This is a genomic window from Streptosporangium sp. CA-135522 (assembly GCF_050949235.1).
In the GTDB taxonomy this organism is placed as follows: domain Bacteria; phylum Actinomycetota; class Actinomycetes; order Streptosporangiales; family Streptosporangiaceae; genus Streptosporangium.
On sequence record NZ_CP192026.1, the window covers coordinates 1,573,761 to 1,590,582 of the forward strand.

General features: G+C 69.3%; 13 protein-coding genes. 7 read left to right on the forward strand and 6 right to left on the reverse strand.

Annotation, left to right across the window (positions count from 1 at the left end; translation table 11 throughout):
* Nucleotides 1-8 precede the first annotated feature (8 nt).
* The 5 genes from mtrB to ACQPYK_RS07735 all read left to right on the forward strand — a co-directional run bounded on the left by mtrB (nucleotide 9) and on the right by ACQPYK_RS07735 (nucleotide 6,382).
* Nucleotides 9-1,742 (forward strand): MtrAB system histidine kinase MtrB, encoded by a 1,734-nt coding sequence (gene mtrB / locus ACQPYK_RS07715; protein ID WP_433252380.1) that lies wholly within the window; start codon nucleotides 9-11, stop codon nucleotides 1,740-1,742.
* Nucleotides 1,743-1,755: 13 nt separating this feature from the next.
* Entirely contained in the window at nucleotides 1,756-3,519 is a 1,764-nt protein-coding gene (locus ACQPYK_RS07720; RefSeq protein ID WP_433252383.1) for an LpqB family beta-propeller domain-containing protein, read from the forward strand.
* 166 nt (nucleotides 3,520-3,685) lie between these two features.
* The gene (locus tag ACQPYK_RS07725) at nucleotides 3,686-4,390 is read left to right on the forward strand and encodes a ComF family protein (RefSeq protein ID WP_433252386.1); all 705 of its coding nucleotides are present in this window, start codon (nucleotides 3,686-3,688) and stop codon (nucleotides 4,388-4,390) included.
* A gap of 523 nt (nucleotides 4,391-4,913) precedes the next feature.
* Nucleotides 4,914-5,582, forward strand: a complete 669-nt coding sequence (gene hpf / locus ACQPYK_RS07730) for a ribosome hibernation-promoting factor, HPF/YfiA family (RefSeq protein WP_433252389.1) — start codon at nucleotides 4,914-4,916, stop codon at nucleotides 5,580-5,582.
* Between the two features lie 95 nt (nucleotides 5,583-5,677).
* A complete protein-coding gene (locus ACQPYK_RS07735; protein ID WP_433252392.1) occupies nucleotides 5,678-6,382 on the forward strand; it encodes a response regulator in 705 nt (234 codons plus the stop codon).
* Between the two features lie 57 nt (nucleotides 6,383-6,439).
* Here the strand turns inward: ACQPYK_RS07735 and ACQPYK_RS07740 are convergent, their stop codons facing one another.
* Entirely contained in the window at nucleotides 6,440-7,621 is a 1,182-nt protein-coding gene (locus ACQPYK_RS07740) for a winged helix-turn-helix domain-containing protein (RefSeq protein WP_433252395.1), read from the reverse strand.
* Nucleotides 7,622-7,695: 74 nt separating this feature from the next.
* On the reverse strand, nucleotides 7,696-7,914 hold the full coding sequence (locus ACQPYK_RS07745) for a hypothetical protein (protein WP_433252398.1): 219 nt from the start codon (nucleotides 7,912-7,914) through the stop codon (nucleotides 7,696-7,698).
* A 253-nt stretch (nucleotides 7,915-8,167) separates the two neighbouring features.
* Between ACQPYK_RS07745 and secA the strand changes: the two genes are divergently transcribed.
* A complete protein-coding gene (secA, locus tag ACQPYK_RS07750; protein WP_433252401.1) occupies nucleotides 8,168-10,975 on the forward strand; it encodes a preprotein translocase subunit SecA in 2,808 nt (935 codons plus the stop codon).
* Nucleotides 10,976-11,155: 180 nt separating this feature from the next.
* On the opposite strand, the gene ACQPYK_RS07755 is transcribed toward secA, so the two are convergent.
* The 4 genes from ACQPYK_RS07755 to ACQPYK_RS07770 form a co-directional block, all read right to left on the reverse strand.
* Nucleotides 11,156-11,665 (reverse strand): Rv3235 family protein, encoded by a 510-nt coding sequence (locus ACQPYK_RS07755; RefSeq protein ID WP_433252404.1) that lies wholly within the window; start codon nucleotides 11,663-11,665, stop codon nucleotides 11,156-11,158.
* 206 nt (nucleotides 11,666-11,871) lie between these two features.
* Nucleotides 11,872-13,206: a PTS transporter subunit EIIC gene (locus ACQPYK_RS07760; protein WP_433252407.1), complete on the reverse strand. Its 1,335-nt coding sequence runs from the start codon at nucleotides 13,204-13,206 to the stop codon at nucleotides 11,872-11,874.
* 225 nt (nucleotides 13,207-13,431) lie between these two features.
* Entirely contained in the window at nucleotides 13,432-14,772 is a 1,341-nt protein-coding gene (locus ACQPYK_RS07765; protein WP_433252410.1) for a PTS transporter subunit EIIC, read from the reverse strand.
* 69 nt (nucleotides 14,773-14,841) lie between these two features.
* Complete coding sequence (locus ACQPYK_RS07770) at nucleotides 14,842-15,582, reverse strand: GntR family transcriptional regulator (RefSeq protein WP_433252413.1); 741 nt, start codon at nucleotides 15,580-15,582, stop codon at nucleotides 14,842-14,844.
* A gap of 160 nt (nucleotides 15,583-15,742) precedes the next feature.
* Here ACQPYK_RS07770 and ACQPYK_RS07775 point away from each other — a divergent pair, with 160 nt between their 5' ends.
* Entirely contained in the window at nucleotides 15,743-16,777 is a 1,035-nt protein-coding gene (locus ACQPYK_RS07775) for an SIS domain-containing protein (protein ID WP_433252416.1), read from the forward strand.
* Nucleotides 16,778-16,822: the final 45 nt, after the last annotated feature.

A 16,822-nucleotide genomic window follows, 5' to 3' on the forward strand; every position in this document is an offset into this window, starting at 1 on the left:
AGCCCGACATGCCTTCCTCCCAGAAAAGGCACCGCCGCACCCTGCGCCAGGTGATGCGGGGTGTCCGCCGCCGGGCCCGCCGTGCCGCCGGAAGCGTGCGCCGTGCCTGGCGGCGCTCCCTTCAGCTGCGCGTGGTCACCAGCACGATGGTCATCTCCATCGCGGTGGTGGCCGTGCTCGGCGTCTTCCTCATGCAGCAGATCATCGCGACCACGCTGGAGGCCCGCGAGCGCGCGGCCAAGAGCGAGGCGCTGGCCGACCGGATCGCGGTGCTGGGCTACCTCAACCAGCCGCCCGGCGACTCCGCCAAGCCGTCCGTCGATTCGGGCGACGGGCTCCAGCGCGGCGGGGACAGCCCGCTCAGCCGGGCGATGAACGCTCTCGCGGAGCGCGCCGAGCCCGCGGCCCGCTACTCGGTGATCATCCGTAACGACAGCCGGCCCGGGGAGTTCCTCGCCACCACGAACATCGACGAGAGCAGCGTTCCTGCGGGGTTGCGGGACGAGGTGGCCAAGAAGGAGGCCGGCGAGGACAGCATCCACTACGGGGACCTCTACTACGAGGGCAGACGCGAGCCGGTTCGGGGCATGGTGATCGGCACCCGCCTCGACACCTCCGGGTCCATGAGCGGATACGAGATCTACCACATGATCCCGCTGGACAAGGAGGAGCAGACCCTCAACTCGGTCCTGCGGATGCTCGTCGCCGTCGGGGTCGCCCTGGTGCTGCTGCTGGCCGCCGTCGCCTCACTGGTCACCCGGCAGGTGGTCACGCCGGTACGGCTGGCGCGGCAGGCCGCCGAGCGGCTGGCCGCAGGCCGCCTGGACGAGCGGTTGAAGGTTCGCGGCGAGGACGACCTGGCCCGCCTGGCCACCTCCTTCAACGAGATGGCCGCCAACCTGGCGTTGAAGATCCACCAGCTTGAGGAGCTCTCGCACGTCCAGCGGCAGTTCGTCTCCGACGTCTCACACGAGCTGCGCACCCCGCTGACCACCGTGCGGATGGCCGCCGACCTGCTCTACGACGCCCGCGAGGACTTCGACCCGATGGCCGCCCGCTCGGCCGAGCTGATGCAGAACCAGCTCAACCGGTTCGAGTCGATGCTCGCCGACCTGCTGGAGATCAGCCGCTACGACGCGGGCGCGGCCGAGCTGGACGTCGAGCCGGTGGACGTCAGGGACGTGGTGCTGCGGGCGGTCGCCGACTCCGAGGCGCTGGCCGAGCGCCACTCCACCCGGTTCGACCTGCGCCTGCCGGGCGAGCCCTGCATGGCCGAGATGGACAGCCGGCGGGTCGAGCGAATCCTGCGCAACCTGCTGTTCAACGCGATCGAGCACGGCGAGGGCCGCGACATCATCGTCTCGGTCGGCGCGGACCGGGACGCGGTGGCGGTGGCGGTACGGGATCACGGGGTGGGCCTCAAACCGGGCGAGGAGAACATGGTCTTCGACCGGTTCTGGCGGGCCGACCCCTCTCGCGCGCGCACGATCGGCGGCACCGGCCTGGGCCTGGCGATCTCCCGCGAGGACGCGATGCTGCACGGCGGCTGGCTCCAGGCCTGGGGGGCGCAGGGGGAGGGGTCGCAGTTCCGGCTCTCGCTGCCCCGGATGGCGGGGGCGCCACTGCGGGGATCGCCGCTGTCGCTGGTCCCGCCGGAGGTGGAGATGCGGCGGACCTGGCGGGGGCACATGACCCCGGTGCTGTCACCGGCGGTCGCCAATGGGGGAGACGATGCGGACTAGGACAGGACGACGCGTGGGGGCGGCAGGCCTGGCCATCGCGCTGACCTGCGGGGCGACGGCATGCTCGGTCATCCCCACGGGGGGCAAGTCCATCGCGGTGGCCAACGCGCGCAAGGGCAACCCGCTCAGCGAGCCGTACGCGCGGGTGATCGCCGTGCCGCCGAGCGCCGACTGGTCGCCCGAGGAGGTCGTCACCGGGTTCAGGGCCGCGATGGCGAGCGTCGACGACGCCGGACGCGAGGTCGCACGCAAATACCTCACCGACGACTTCGCCGGGAAGTGGAACCCGTACAGCAAGGTGACGGTCTACAAACAGGACGGCAAGCAGGACGAGTACGAGAAGGTCCCGCTCGCTCAGGAGGGGAGCGAGCAGACCCGGGTCACGCTCAAGGGCACCGTCACGGCGGAGATCGACCAGGACGGCCGCTACTGGCCGGGGATCAGCCCCCTGAACGAGCCCTTCACCCTCGTGAAGGGGGCGAACGGGTGGCGGATCAGCGCGGCGCCCGACGGGCTGCTGCTGTCGGAGGGCGACCTCGACCGCGCCTACCTCAAAGTCGACCTCTACTTCCTGGACTCGGCGTGGAAGGGCCTGGTGATCGACCAGGTCCGGGTGCCGATCGACCCCACCTCCAACTTCGCCAAGACGGTGGTCGAGCGGCTGCTCAAGGGGCCGAGCAGCCTGTTGCGGAAAGCGGTGAACTCGGCCTTCCGGCCGGGCACCGAGCTCATCGACGTCACCACCGAGAACAACCGCGTCGTCGTCAATCTGACCGACCGGGTGGACGCCGACCGGATCGACGCCATGTCGGCCCAGCTCGCCGGAACGCTCGCCGAGCTCACCAACGGCGGCTGGGGCTTCGAGGTCAGGGTGGACGGCGAGCCGTACTACTCCGACACCTGGCTGCCGATCGACGCCCAGGAGCAGGCGCAGTTCGACCCCTGGGTCACTCCCCCCGAGGTCTACCCCTACTACCTGGCCGGCGGCGCGCTACGGCTGCTGGGCAAGGACAGCGTCGGCCAGCAGGTGCAGGGCAGGGCGGGTGAGAAGGACGACGCGCGCACCCACCCGGCGATCAGCGGCCAGGGACAGGTGGCGGCCCTGTCGAAGGACGGCAGGAAGGTCTCGGTCGCCTCGCTCACCCCGGGCGGGGAATGGCGGGACTGGATCACCGGCGACTCCCTCACCCCGCCCTCATGGGATCGCTACAACACGCTGTGGGCGGTGAACCGGCCCAATGACCACGCCTCCGCGGTGGTGCGGCACGACGGCCGGCGTCAGTACCCGGTCTCGGCGCCCGACCTGGAGACCGTCTACGTCAAGTCGCTCAAGGTCGCACGGGACGGGGTGCACGTCGCGGTGGTGGTCAAGGAGGGCACGGAGGAGCAGGTCAAGATCGGCACGGTCGTCGGCAGGGACGGCAACACCAGCATCACCGACCTGCAGGCCGTGGTGCCCGGCGACGGCGGCCAGACGATCGAGGACATCGCCTGGAAGGACGGCAAGACCCTCTACGTGCTCACCGGCAAGTCCGAGCTGCTGGAGGCGTCGGCCACCGACGAGCCCAAGTCCCTGGCCTCCGACTCCCGGATCCAGAGCATCACCGCCCTGGACGGCTCCCTGCTGGCCGGGGCCAAGGACGACAACGACAACCGTCAGGTCCTGTCCTGGAACCGCAACTCGGCCAAGTGGGAACCCGTGGTGAAGGACGAGACGGGGTCGACGGCCTTCGCGGAGAAGGACGGTCCCTCCTCCCCGGCCTATCCGCTGGGGTGAGCCGCCGGGGTGAGCCGCGTCGGGTCCCCGGGGTGAGCCGTTCCGGGTTCGGGGCGGGGCGTTCCCGGTTTCCGGGGGTGAGCCGTCCGGGGGTGAAGGCGGCCCGGTTACGGGTTCCGTCTTCCGTGGTGAGCGGTTTGTCGGTGGCGCCTGGCACCGTGGAATCGTGTCAACAGCCCTGCTGGACCTGGTCCTGCCGCCTCGCTGCGCCGGATGCGACGCGCCCGGCGCCCTCGTCTGCCCCCGATGCGCCGCGGAGCTGCACGGGCGACCCGCGCGCCGGATGCCCGTGCCTGCCCCGCCAGGCCTGCCCGAGTGCTGGTCGGCGACCGTCTACACGAGCGTCGTGCGCCGGGCGATCATCGCCTACAAGGAGCGCGGCCGTACGGCTCTGGCCCATCCTCTCGCGGGAGCCCTGGCGCTGACGGTCGCCGCCGCGACCGGCGACCGGCCGGTCACCCTCGTCCCGGTGCCGAGCGCCCGCCCGGCTCTGCGGCGACGCGGGCACGACCCGGTGAGCCGGCTGACGGAGCTGGCGGCGGGATACCTGCGCGCCGCCGGCTGGCCGACGACCGTGGCGAAAGTGCTCGTCCAGCGCCGCAGGGTCGCCGACCAGGCGGGCCTGAGTTCGCTCCAGCGGGCCGAGAACCTGGCTCTGGCATTCAGGGTTACGGCCGCCCGGAACGGTTCTGAGCCGAGCCTCTGGGGCGGCGCAGGGCCGATTGTGCTGGTGGACGACATCGTGACCACCGGCGCGACGCTCGCCGAGGCGGCCAGAGCGCTGCGTGAGGCGGGTGTGGCAGTGCCGCTCGCCGCCACGATCGCTGCGACACGCCGGAAAGGCGAAAGTTATGATCGTTACGGAGGGTGAATGGGGGTGAGAGGCCGCTCTCACCGCATGGCCACACCTGTCTGTCTCGACCGCTGCCTTGTGGCTGTTCAGTCGATACGGGAAGCGCTTGTATGTGGGGATATCGCATGACCGAAGTGGCCGTTCCCGTCCGCCGATAGAACGGCGGATGATCACTCAAAGTGATCCTCGGGGCGATGTCCAGGCTGACATTCGGTCGGGATACGGATAGCGTCTGAGCCATGGCACCCGCTCGGGTCCGTGGTTGCGCCGGACCGACCCCCGTAAGGAGGCCGGCTCGGCTAGCCGATGCCAGCCGCAGGCTAAACGGTCCACGTAAGACGACTTCTTGTCGATCGATCACGGTGCGGCTTAGAGGTAAGTCCTGCCTTCCCGGGGAGCCAGATGTTCCTCGCCAGAAGAGAAGGGCATGTAGTGGCAAAGAGCTGCGAAACCCTCAGCAGGCGGATGTGGGGACGAAGACCAGGTCGGCCGAGCGGGTGCCGCAGCAGTACCACCGTCGAGGTTCGAAGGGGGTCCGTGCATGGACATCATCGTCAAGGGTCGGCACACCGGAGTGAGTGACCGATTCCGCGACCACGTGACTACCAAGCTGGCCAGGATCGAGCGTTTGGACCACAAGCTCATCAGCGTCGATGTGGAGGTGACCAAGGAGAGCAATCCGCGCATCGTCGGGCAGCGCGAGCGGGTCGAGCTCACCATCCACTCCCGCGGTCCCGCCGTACGGGCCGAGGCCACGGCCGATGACCGTTTCGCCGCCCTGGACATAGCCCTCGGAAAGCTGGAAGGAAGACTCCGGCGCCTCGCTGACCGACGCAAGGTCCACCACGGCAACCACTGCCCCCCCTCACTCGCCGAACTGACCGCCACCGCTCTTGCGGAGTCCCTGGAGTCCGCACCCCCGCGGCCGCGTGACGAGGCAGGACTCCAGGCCGAACCGGGCTCCGACGCCGACGCCGACGTTCTCGAGGACAAGACCATCGTCCCGATCCAGATGGACGGTGACGGGCCGCTGGTGGTGCGGGAGAAGTCCCACCGGGCCGACCCCATGACCATCGACCAGGCCCTGCTCGAGATGGAGCTGGTCGGCCATGATTTCTACCTGTTCCGCGACAAGGAGAGCGGCCAGCCGAGCGTCGTATACCTGCGACAGGGCTACAACTACGGCGTGCTGCGGCTCGTCGAACCCTGACGGGCGCGTTTGAAGATCCTCTCCGCCCAACCCGAGGACCCTGAAACCCGTGTAATCATTGCGGTCCAACGGCTCTGGCCCCCCGAGGAGGAGGCGTGACGGAATCCGACGAGGCGACCCGCTCTGCCAGGAGTGGCGACCCGATCCGCGTGCTGATCGTCGACGATCACGCGTTGATCCGGCGCAGCCTGGAAATGGCTCTGGCCGCGGAGACGGACATCGAGGTGGTCGGTGAGGCGAGCGACGGTCAGGAAGCGGTCGAGCTCGCCGACCGCCTCACCCCCGACGTCATGCTCATGGACGTCCGGATGCCCCGCAGGAGCGGCATCGAGGCCGCACGTGAAATCAAGGCCTCGGTGCCGAGCACGCGGATCATCATGCTGACGGTGAGCGACGAGGAGGAGGACCTCTTCGAGGCGATCAAAGCGGGTGCCACCGGCTACCTGCTGAAGAACGTGCAGCTCGACGAGGTTCCCGAGGCCGTGCGCGGTGTCCACGAGGGACAATCGCTGATCAACCCGGCGATGGCCGCCAAGCTCATCAGCGAGTTCGCGAACATGAGCCGAAAGGAGGCCGAGCGGCCTCCCCAGCTCCCCGTCCCCCGGCTGACCGAGCGGGAGATGGAGGTGCTCCGCCTGGTCGCCAAGGGGATGAACAACCGCGAGATCGCCAAGCAGCTGTTCATCTCCGAGAACACCGTGAAGAACCACGTCCGCAACATCCTGGACAAGCTTCAGCTCCACTCCCGGATGGAGGCGGTCGTCTACGCGGTCCGCGAGCGAATGCTCGAGATCACCTGACGCGCCGGGCGCGGTGACCCGACCGGGTCACCGCACCGGCGGTCGGCGACCCGTGGATCAACGGGTCAGGGCGTCCCGCAGGGGCGCCGCCAGGTGAGCGTCCACCCGGTCGACGCGGATGTCGTCGCAGCCCACCCAGCTCGCGGCCTCCCGCAGGGCGTCGGCCAGCGACCGGGCCCCCTTGTGCAGGTTGACGCCGGGTTCGAGGCTGACCTGGCGGCCGACCAGGGTGGAGCCCTCACGGGCGGGATCGACCCGGCCCACCAGCCGGCCACCGGCGAGGACCGGCATCGTGAAGTAGCCGTGGACGCGCTTGTCCTTGGGGACGTAGGCCTCCAGGCGGTGGGTGAAGCCGAACACGCGGGCGGTCCGGGCGCGATCCCAGACGAGCGAGTCGAACGGCGACAGCAGGGTCGTGCGGTGCCGGCCTCGCGGTTCGGTCTCCAAGGCGGCGGGGTCGGCCCACGCGCCGGCCGAGCGGTCGGGCCAGCCGGAGACGCGCACCGGGGTGAGGCCGGCGCTGCCGTCGAGCAACGCGTCGTCGAGGAGGGCGGCCGCGGCGGGCCTGAGGCGAAGGAAGTCGACGAGGTCGGCCCGGGTGGCCACGCCGAGGGCACGGCCGGCGATCCCGGCCAGGCGGGTCACGCACTCGGCGTCGGAGAGGTCCTCGGCCAGGAGGTGAGCCGGAACCGCCCGTTCGGCCAGGTCGTAGACGCGCCGCCAGCCGATGCGGCGGGTGCAGACGACCGCGCCGGTGTCCAGCAGCCACTCAATGGCGATCTTCGAATCGGACCAGTCCCACCACGGGCCGCCGTTCTTGGCGCCCCCGATGTCGGCGGTGGTGACGGGTCCGCTCTCGCGGATCTGGTCGAGCACTTTGTCCACGCTGTCGGGCGGCTCGTGCCAACGGTATTTCCTGGCGCGGAAATACCTGCGGCGGAAGGAGTAAAGAGGCCAGTGGTCGATCGGCAGGATGCAGGCGGCGTGGCACCAGTATTCGAAGGCCTGCGCAGGGTCGTCCCAGTAGGCGCGCTCGACCTGCTGCCTACCGACGGCGCCCAGGCGGGCGTAGGCGACGAGTTCGTGGGAACGGGCCAGGACGGAGATCGTGTCGAGCTGGACGGCGCCCAGGCGGCGCAGGGCCGCCGGGGCGCCGCCGCGACGGCCGTCGGCGCCCAGGAAGCCCTGGGCGCGCAGGATGATCCGGCGGGCCTCGTCGGCGGAGAGCGTGGCCGTCATGGGCGGTCCGGGAGGGAGCCGGGCAGGACATCCGGCAGGGGGCGGAACGTCAGCATGGCGCCGAGGGTAGCGCGTCACACCGACAAAGTTGTTATGCCGGTGTTCGCCGAGCGGGCTCCCACGCGGTCCGTGCCGAGATCGAGGCGCGGGGGACCGGTGTCGAGGGCCAGGCCCGGCACGATCATCGTCACGGCCGGCCACGACGGCACCTCGCCCGGATGATCTCGCGCCGCGCGTCGTCCGTCACGGCGGCATCTCGCTCGGATGATCTCGCGCCGCGCGTCGTCCGCCACGGCGGCGCCTGCTCGGGGATGCGACGCGCCCATACATGCACCTCTTCGCCGTGCGCGTCCACAAAGCGGCATACCCTTTAGGCTGGCTACTACTCCCTTAAAAGGGGCGCGGGGAACTCCGCGGACGCGAAGAGCGTCTTTCAGGGTGGCTGTGTCTGGTGGTAGAACCGCCTACGATGGCAGCGGAGAACCGTGTCTCGTCCTCATCCGGGCCGGTCCGGCCACGGAAGACCTGCGAGGAGCTTTACCTAAAGTGCCAGCCTTTCTCGATAAGATTCTTCGCGCAGGCGAAGGCAAGCTTCTGCGTAAGCTCAAGCGGATCGCCGAACAGGTCAACTCCATTGAGGACGACTTCAAGAGCCTGACCGACGCCGAGCTTCGCGCGCTGACCGCTGACTACAAGCAGCGTCACACCGCCGGCGAGTCGCTCGACGACCTGCTCCCCGAAGCCTTCGCCACCGTCCGTGAGGCCTCCCGCCGCGTGCTGGGCAAGCGCCTCTTCGACGTGCAGCTCATGGGCGGGGCCAACCTGCACATGGGCAACATCTCCGAGATGCGCACCGGTGAGGGCAAGACCCTCACCTGCGCGCTCCCCGCCTACCTCAACGCCATCTCCGGCAAGGGCGTCCACGTCATCACGACCAACGACTACCTCGCCAAGCGCGACGCCGAGGAGACGGGGCGCATCCACCGCTTCCTCGGCCTCGAGGTCGGCGTGATCCTGGCGAACATGCCGGCCGAGGAGCGTCGCAAGCAGTACAGCGCCGACATCACCTACGGCACGAACAACGAGTTCGGCTTCGACTACCTGCGCGACAACATGGCCTGGTCGCTGGAGGAGTGCGTCCAGCGCGGCCACAACTTCGGTCTGGTCGACGAGGTCGACTCGATCCTCATCGACGAGGCCCGGACGCCGCTGATCATCTCCGGCCCCGGCGAGCAGTCCGGCAAGTGGTACGCCGAGTTCGCCAAGATCGTTCCTCGGCTTCGCCGGGGCGTCGAGGGCAAGGACGGCGAGGAGAACACCGGCGACTACGCCGTCGACGAGAAGAAGCGCACGGTCGGCATCTTCGAGTCCGGCGTGGAGAAGGTCGAGGACTGGCTCGGCATCGACAACCTCTACAAGCCCGAGCACACCCACCTGGTCGGCTTCCTCAACAACGCGTTGAAGGCCAAGGAGCTCTACAAGAAGGACAAGGACTACATCGTCACCGACGGCGAAGTCCTGATCGTCGACGAGTTCACCGGCCGGGTGCTGCACGGCCGCCGCTACAACGAGGGCATGCACCAGGCCATCGAGGCCAAGGAAGGCGTGAAGATCAAGGACGAGAACCAGACTCTCGCCACGATCACGCTACAGAACTACTTCCGCCTCTACGCCACCCTGTCCGGCATGACCGGCACCGCGGCCACCGAGGCCAACGAGTTCCACCAGACCTACAAGCTCGGCGTCGTCCCGATCCCGACGAACCGGCCGATGATCCGCGAGGACCGGGCCGACGTGGTCTACAAGACCGAGGACGCCAAGTTCCAGGCCTGCGTCGAGGACATCAAGGAGCGCTACGAGAAGGGCCAGCCGGTCCTGGTCGGCACCACGAGCGTGGCGAAGTCCGAGCGCCTGTCCAAGGAGCTCAAGCGCAAGGGCGTCAAGCACGAGGTCCTCAACGCCAAGAACCACGCGCGTGAGGCGGCGATCATCGCCGAGGCGGGCCGCAAGCACGCCGTCACCGTCGCCACCAACATGGCCGGTCGAGGCACCGACATCATGCTCGGCGGCAACCCCGACTTCCGCGCCGATGTGGAGCTGCGCAACCGCGGCCTGGACCCGGTCGAGACCCCCGACGAGTACGACAAGGCCTGGGGCGAGGCGCTGGAGAAGTCCAGGGAGGCCGTGAAGGCCGAGCACGACGAGGTCACCGATCTCGGCGGCCTCTACGTCCTGGGCACCGAGCGGCACGAGTCGCGGCGCATCGACAACCAGCTCCGCGGCCGGTCCGGCCGTCAGGGCGACCCGGGCGAGTCGCGCTTCTACCTCTCGCTCGAAGACGACCTCATGCGTCTGTTCAACTCGGCCAGGGTCGAGATGATCATGACGCGGCTGAACATCCCGGATGACGTGCCGATCGAGTCCGGCATCGTCTCCAAGGCCATCGCCTCCGCCCAGCACCAGGTCGAGCAGCAGAACTTCGAGATCCGCAAGAACGTTCTGAAGTACGACGAGGTCATGAACCGGCAGCGCAAGGTGATCTACGCCGAGCGCCGCCGGGTGCTGGAGGGCGCGGACCTGCACGAGCAGATCCGCGGCTTCATCAACGACGTCGTCGACGAATACATCGCCGGCGCCACCGCCGAGGGCTTCGCCGAGGAGTGGGACCTCGACAAGCTGTGGAAGGCGCTCGGCCAGCTCTACCCGATCACCCTCACCATCGACGGCGTCCTGGAGGAGGCCGGCGGGCGCGAGGAGCTCACCGCCGAATTCCTCAACGAGAAGGTCAAGGCCGACGCGATGGCCGCCTACGACCTTCGCGAGGAGGAGCTCGGCGCGGAGACCATGCGGGAGCTGGAGCGGCGGGTCATCCTGTCGGTCCTGGACCGCAAGTGGCGCGAGCACCTCTACGAGATGGACTACCTCCAGGAGGGCATCGGCCTGCGCGCGATGGCGCAGCGCGACCCCCTGATCGAATATCAGCGCGAGGGCTTCGAGATGTTCTCCCAGATGCTCGACGGCATCAAGGAGGAGTCGGTCGGCTACCTGTTCAACCTCGAAGTCGAGGTGCAGACCAACCCGATCGTCGAGGAGCACGACCACGACCACGAGCACGAGGACGAGGCGATCGCCGAGGCCCGCTCCATCATCGCCCGCGGCCTGCGCGGCCCGCAGCGCCCCTCCGAGCTGGAATACACCGCGCCCGGCGAGGGTGGCGAGATCGAGCACACCAGGGTCAGCACGAAGGCGGAGCGCGACGCCTACGGCAACGTCGAGCGCAACGCCCCGTGCCCCTGCGGCTCCGGCAAGAAGTACAAGCGCTGCCACGGCGACCCCAAGAACGTCGAGGTCTGACCGCTGACCGAAGGGCCCGCACGATGTGCGGGCCCTTCGGCGTTCCACCCGTCACGGCACGCACCCGCCGCGGGGCCTTGGGTAAGGCGTGACCGCGCCGCGCGGTCTTCGAGTGCGGCAGGGGCTCGCCGCGCGGTCACGCCGTACGGCATGCGTGTCGCGAGCGGTACGGCGTCGCGGTCAGGGAGTCGTCTCGAACTCGGTGCACAGCCACTGCACGCCCTGGCGCTCCAGCCGCAGCGCCAACACGCGCGGCCGGTCGCCGCAGTGCACCAGGACGCACATCTCCACGACCCCGTCCCCGGGCTGGGACACGTGCGGCGTGCCGACCAGCGGCGGCCGCGTGGAGTTGATGATCTTTCCGGTCCTGGCCAGCTCGGTGCGGGCCCGGCCGGTCAGGTGTGAGGAGATGCTCGAAGGCGCCCTCCTGCCGGAGAGGATCTCGGCGACGGCCTGGCCGAGGGCCCGCAGCCGCCGCTCGTCGGGGATCGCACCCGGCGGCCCCCAGATCAGCGGTCCCCGGACCGGGAGTCGCGTGGGCTCGGGATCGCAGGCGAGGGCGAGCGTTCCCTGGACGTACGGCGGAGCGGTCGGCGGGTCCCCGGCCGGACGCTCGTCGTCGTAGGGCGGTTCGGCGGAGGGGGACGGCGCGATCCGGGGGAGCGGAACCGGCCGTGGCGTACGGGACATGGCAACTCCGGTTTTCGTCGGTTGAACGGACACATCTAGGAGTTTCCGGCCCGCTGTCCAGATACGTCGGTCACCAACTTCCTGATGACTCCCGCCGTTTCGCCCGGCTAAGCGGAGAAGGTGAATCAAAGCTGGATCGGTCGCCGCCCCGGGAAGAACGGGTTCCGGAACGGGTCGTGATCTCCGGAGGGCGGCCGAAACGCCGTTCAGGGAACCGGGGGACCGGCGGCGGCCGTACCCGGCGGGACATCGTCGTCTTCTGGCTCGCGGCCGGGAGTGGCCAGGTTGAGTCTCCGGATCAGGACGGTGAACAGCAGGTAGTAGAGGACGAAGTAGAACAGGCCGAAGACGATGATCAGGCCGACCCTGTGGGTGTTGGACTTGCCCGCGTTGAGGAGCATGTCGATGGCGCCCCCGGAGAAGGTGAACCCGATCCTGGCTCCGAACTGTGCCATCAGGGCCATCGACAGCCCCGTGAGGGCCGCGTGCACGACGAAGAGCACGGGCGCCACGAAGATGAAGGCGAACTCCAGCGGCTCGGTGATCCCGGTGACGAACGAGGTGAGACCGGCCGACAACATGATGCCGCCGACGGTCGCGCGCTTGCCGCGCGGAGCCGCCCGCCACATCGCGATGGCGGCGCCGAGCAGGCCGAACATCATCACCGGGAAGAAGCCGGTCATGAAGATCCCGGCACCGTCCTGACCGGCGAAGTAGCAGTTCAGGTCGCCCGAGGCGGTCCTGGTCGCACCCTCCACCCCGGCGCGGCACTCGGGCAGGGTGAACCAGACGATCGTGTTCAGGAAGTGGTGCATGCCGATCGGGATGAGCAGGCGGTTGGCCACGCCGTAGATGCCCGCGCCCGCGGTGCCGTGGGCGGCCAGCCAGTCTCCCACGGTGGCCAGCCAGTCGCCGACCGGTCGCCACAGCAGGCCGAAGACCACGCCGAGGAGCAGCGCGACGACGGCGGTGACGATCGGCACGAACCGGCGTCCGCCGAAGAAGGCGAGCCAGGCGGGAAGCTTGATCCGGTAGTAGCGCTGCCACAGCAGGGCGGCGGTGATGCCGATGACGATGCCGCCCAGGACCCCGGTGGGGTTCTGCACGCCGAGGTTGAGCATGGGCAGGGGTCGCCCGTCGGGGCCCACGACGTTCAACGCGATCTTCTTGTAGACCTCGGAGGCCGGTGCGGCGGTGAAGAACAGGGTCCTGCTGACCCGGTCGAAGACCAGGTAGCCGACGAGCGCGGCGAGCGCGGTGGAGCCGTCGGCCTTGCGGGCGAACCCGATGGCGACGCCGACCGCGAACAGCAGCGGCAGGTTGTCGAACAGGGCACCGCCGGCGGCGGCGAAGACACCGGCCACCTGGTCGAGGAAGACGTTGTCGGTCCGGCCGAGCAGGTCCTCCTGGCCGAATCTGAGCAGCAGTCCGGCGGCGGGCAGCACCGCGATCGGCATCATCAGCGAACGCCCGATGCGCTGGAGTATCGCGAAGGCCGACGACCATGCCGACGGGCCACGTTCCACCGCTGCCGTGCCCATCCCGAACCCCCCGCGTGCCGCGCCGTACAGGGGGATGGTTGGTATCTACCACCGAGGGCCGCGAATACACAACGACGCCGTTCCCACCGGGCCGGCCCGGTGGGAACGGCCGGCTCGTCAAGATGTTTCGGCCGGTCGGACCGCTCAGGCCGGTCGGATCGCTCGGGCCACTCGGATCGTTCGGGCCGGTCGGACCGCTCGGGCCGCTCAGGCCGGTCGGATCGCTCAGGCCGGTCTGGCGGGCGGCGCGGCGGCGGGCTCGCCGGAGTCGACGTCGGGCTCGGGTTCCCGGCCGGGGGTCATGATGTTCAGCTTCCTGATCAGGAAGCTGAACACGACGTAGTAGATCGCCGCGTAGATCAGGCCCATCACGATGATGATCGGGATACCCCTGGCGTTGGGGGCGGTGCCGTACAGGACGAGATCGATCAGCCCGGAAGAGAAGCTGAAGGCGAGCTTGGCGCCCAGGGCGGAGGCGATCGCGAGGGAGACACCGGTCAGGACGATGTGCACCACGAAGAGCACCGGCGCCACGAAGATGAAGGCGAACTCGATCGGCTCGGTGATCCCGGTGAGGAACGCGGTGAGCGCGGCGGAGATCATGATCGAGCCGACGGCGGTACGGCGGTGCGCCGGGGCGGCCCGCCAGATGGCGATCGCCGCGGCGGGAAGGCCGAACATCAGGATCGGGTAGAGGCCGGCCTCGAAGCCGCCGTAGCCCACGGCGCCGTTGTTGAAGCAGACCAGGTCACCGGCGAGCTGCTTGCCGCCGACCACGCACTCCGGCACCTGGGTCCAGACCACGTTGTTGACGATGTGATGCAGGCCCAGCGGAAGCAGCGCGCGGTTGACCATGCCGTAGACCCCGGCGCCGACCGTGCTGTTGACGGCGAGCCAGGTGCCGAAGGCGCGCAGCCAGGTGCCGATGACCGGCCAGATGAAGCCGAAGAAGACGCCCAGGACCAGCCCGGCGAAGGCGGTGAGGATCGGCACCAGACGGCGTCCGCTGAAGAAGGCCAGCCAGGTCGGCAGCTTGGTGCGGTAGTAGCGCTGCCACAGCAGCGCGGAGACGAGACCCATGACGATCCCGCCGAGCACCCGGGTCGGGTTCTGCGCGCCGAGGTTGAGCACCACCTGCGGGACGCCCGGATTGGCCGGGTCGAACAGCTGGTTGGAGATCGAGGCCTTCAACCGGTCGTCGAACAGATTGAAGAACATGGTCATGCTGACGGCGTGGAAGACCAGGTATCCGACGAGCGCGGCGAGCGCGGTGGAGCCGTCGGCCTTGCGGGCGAACCCGATGGCGACGCCGATCGCGAACAGGATGGGGAGGTTGTCGAAGAGCGTGGCACCCGCGGTGCCGAGGACGTGCGCGACATCGTCCAGTAGCGGGTTGTCGGTCCGGCCCACGAGGTCGTCCTGCCCGAGCCGCCGCAGCAGGCCCGCGGCCGGCAGGATCGCGATCGGCAGCATGAGGGAGCGTCCCAGGCGCTGCAGGACGCTCATCACGGCGGATCCGGTCGGGGACGGGGCGGGAAGACCCGCGTCCGCTGAGGTGGAACTCATCGGACATTCCTCCAGGGGGGTGGGGGAAGGGAGGAGGTCGGGAATGTAGGAGGAGAGGGGCGACCGGGATCAGGAGCGGCGTGTCGGTATCTCCAGGACCGTGCGCAGCTGGTAGCGGTCGGCGCGGTAGGTGGAGACGCCAAGCTCGGCGCAGACGCCTCCGGCGAAGGAGCGCCGCTGGAGCAGCAGCACGGCTCCGCCCCGCGGCAGCTTCAGCAGGTCGGCGTCTCCGGGGTCGGCGATGCCTCCGTCGATGGTGAGCTCGCCCGCGTCGAGCACCAGGCCGTAGCGGGTCTCCAGCAGCGCGTAGAGCGACCTGCCCGTCAGGTCGTGGGTGTCGAGGTCGGGTGCGAGGGAGACCGGGATGTGGGCCCGCTCGATGCACATGGGCTCGTCGGCCGCGGTCCGCAGCCGCTCGATGAAGTGCACCTCGTCTCCCGGCTGGATGCCGAGTTCCCTGGCGAGGTGCGCGCTGGCCCTGACCACCCGGCGGTCCAGGTCGCGGGAGCCGGGTTCCATGCCCCGGGCGCGCATCTCGTCGCTGAAGGAGGTCAGCCGCAGGGCCATCTCTATCTTGGGGCGGGCCACGAAGGTGCCCTTGCCCGCCACGCGCTGCAGCCTGCCCTCGGAGACCAGGTGGTCGACGGCCTGCCGCACGGTCATTCGGGACAGCCCGAAGCGCTGGCAGAGCTCGCGTTCGGACGGGATCGCCATGCCGATCGCCAGCTCGTTGCTATCGATGAGGTCGAGCAGGATCTCCCGAAGCTGGAAGTACTTCGGTACGGGACTGTCCGGATCGATCTGGGCCATGAGATCCTCCCCTCTCGATATGAGATGTAGTGATGAGTTATGGTTCGTACTGGTCTAGTCCGGACTAGACCACAGGCCGGAAAAGGGTGTCAATGTACGGACCGGCGACGGATCGATAACGGCCCGATCTCGCCGCTCCGAATCGAAGGATGAGCGCTAGATGACGACCAAGATGCGCAGCGAGATCGCCGAGCAGCCTGCTGCGTTGCGAGCCACGCTGGACGCCCTCCTCCCCAGGGTCGAGGAGGTCAAGCAGCTCGCGGGACAGGCCCGCCAGTTGTTGTTCATCGCCCGGGGCACCTCCGACAATGCCGCAGTCTACGGCCGTTATCTGGCTGAGGCGCACACGGGCCGCCTGTCCACGCTCGCCGCGCCCTCGATCGCCACCACCTACAAGCGCAAGTTGGACCTCGACGGCGTCCTGGCCGTCGCGCTCTCCCAGTCCGGCCGGACCGAGGAGATCGTCGAGACCCTCGCCTGGGCGAAGGACTGCGGGGCCAGGACCGTGGCCATCACCAACGGCGGCGAGCAGAGCCCCCTCGCCCAGGCCGCCGACCTCGCGCTGTGCACGCTGGCCGGCGAGGAGAAGGCCGTGCCGGCCACCAAGACCTACACCACCCAGCTCGCCGCGCTGGCCGTGCTCGGCCTCGGCCTGGGCGCCGACGTCGACGCCGCCGACCTGCAGCGCGTGCCGGACGCGGTGGAGAAGCTGATCTCTGATCCGGGCGACCTGGACGCCATCGTCGAGGGTCTGGCCGACAAGCCGGGCGTCGTGGTCTCCGGCCGTGGCCTGGCCTTCTCCACCGCGCTCGAACTGGCGCTCAAGCTCAAGGAGGCGTGCTACCTGCACGCCATGGGCCTGTCCTACGCCGACCTGCTGCACGGCCCGATCGCCGTGGTCGACGAGGACACCCCGGCCATCCTGGTCGCGGCCGGCGAGGGGCCGACCCTGGCCGGGACCGTGGCGCTCGCCGAGCGGGTCACCGGCGCCGGGGCCTCGGCCTTCACCGTCGGCGGCGGCACCGCGCTCTCCTCGGTCTCCACCGCCGCGCTGAACGGTCCCGACCTTCCCGAGTGGGTCGCCCCGCTCGGCCTCATCGTCCCCGGGCAGCTGCTGACCGAGGCTCTCGCACGCAGGCTGGGCATCGACCCCGACGCGCCGCGCGGCCTCAACAAGGTGACCCAGACCGACTGATCCACTGGCGTCGTTTAGCCTGGTCAAAGACCGATGACACTGGAG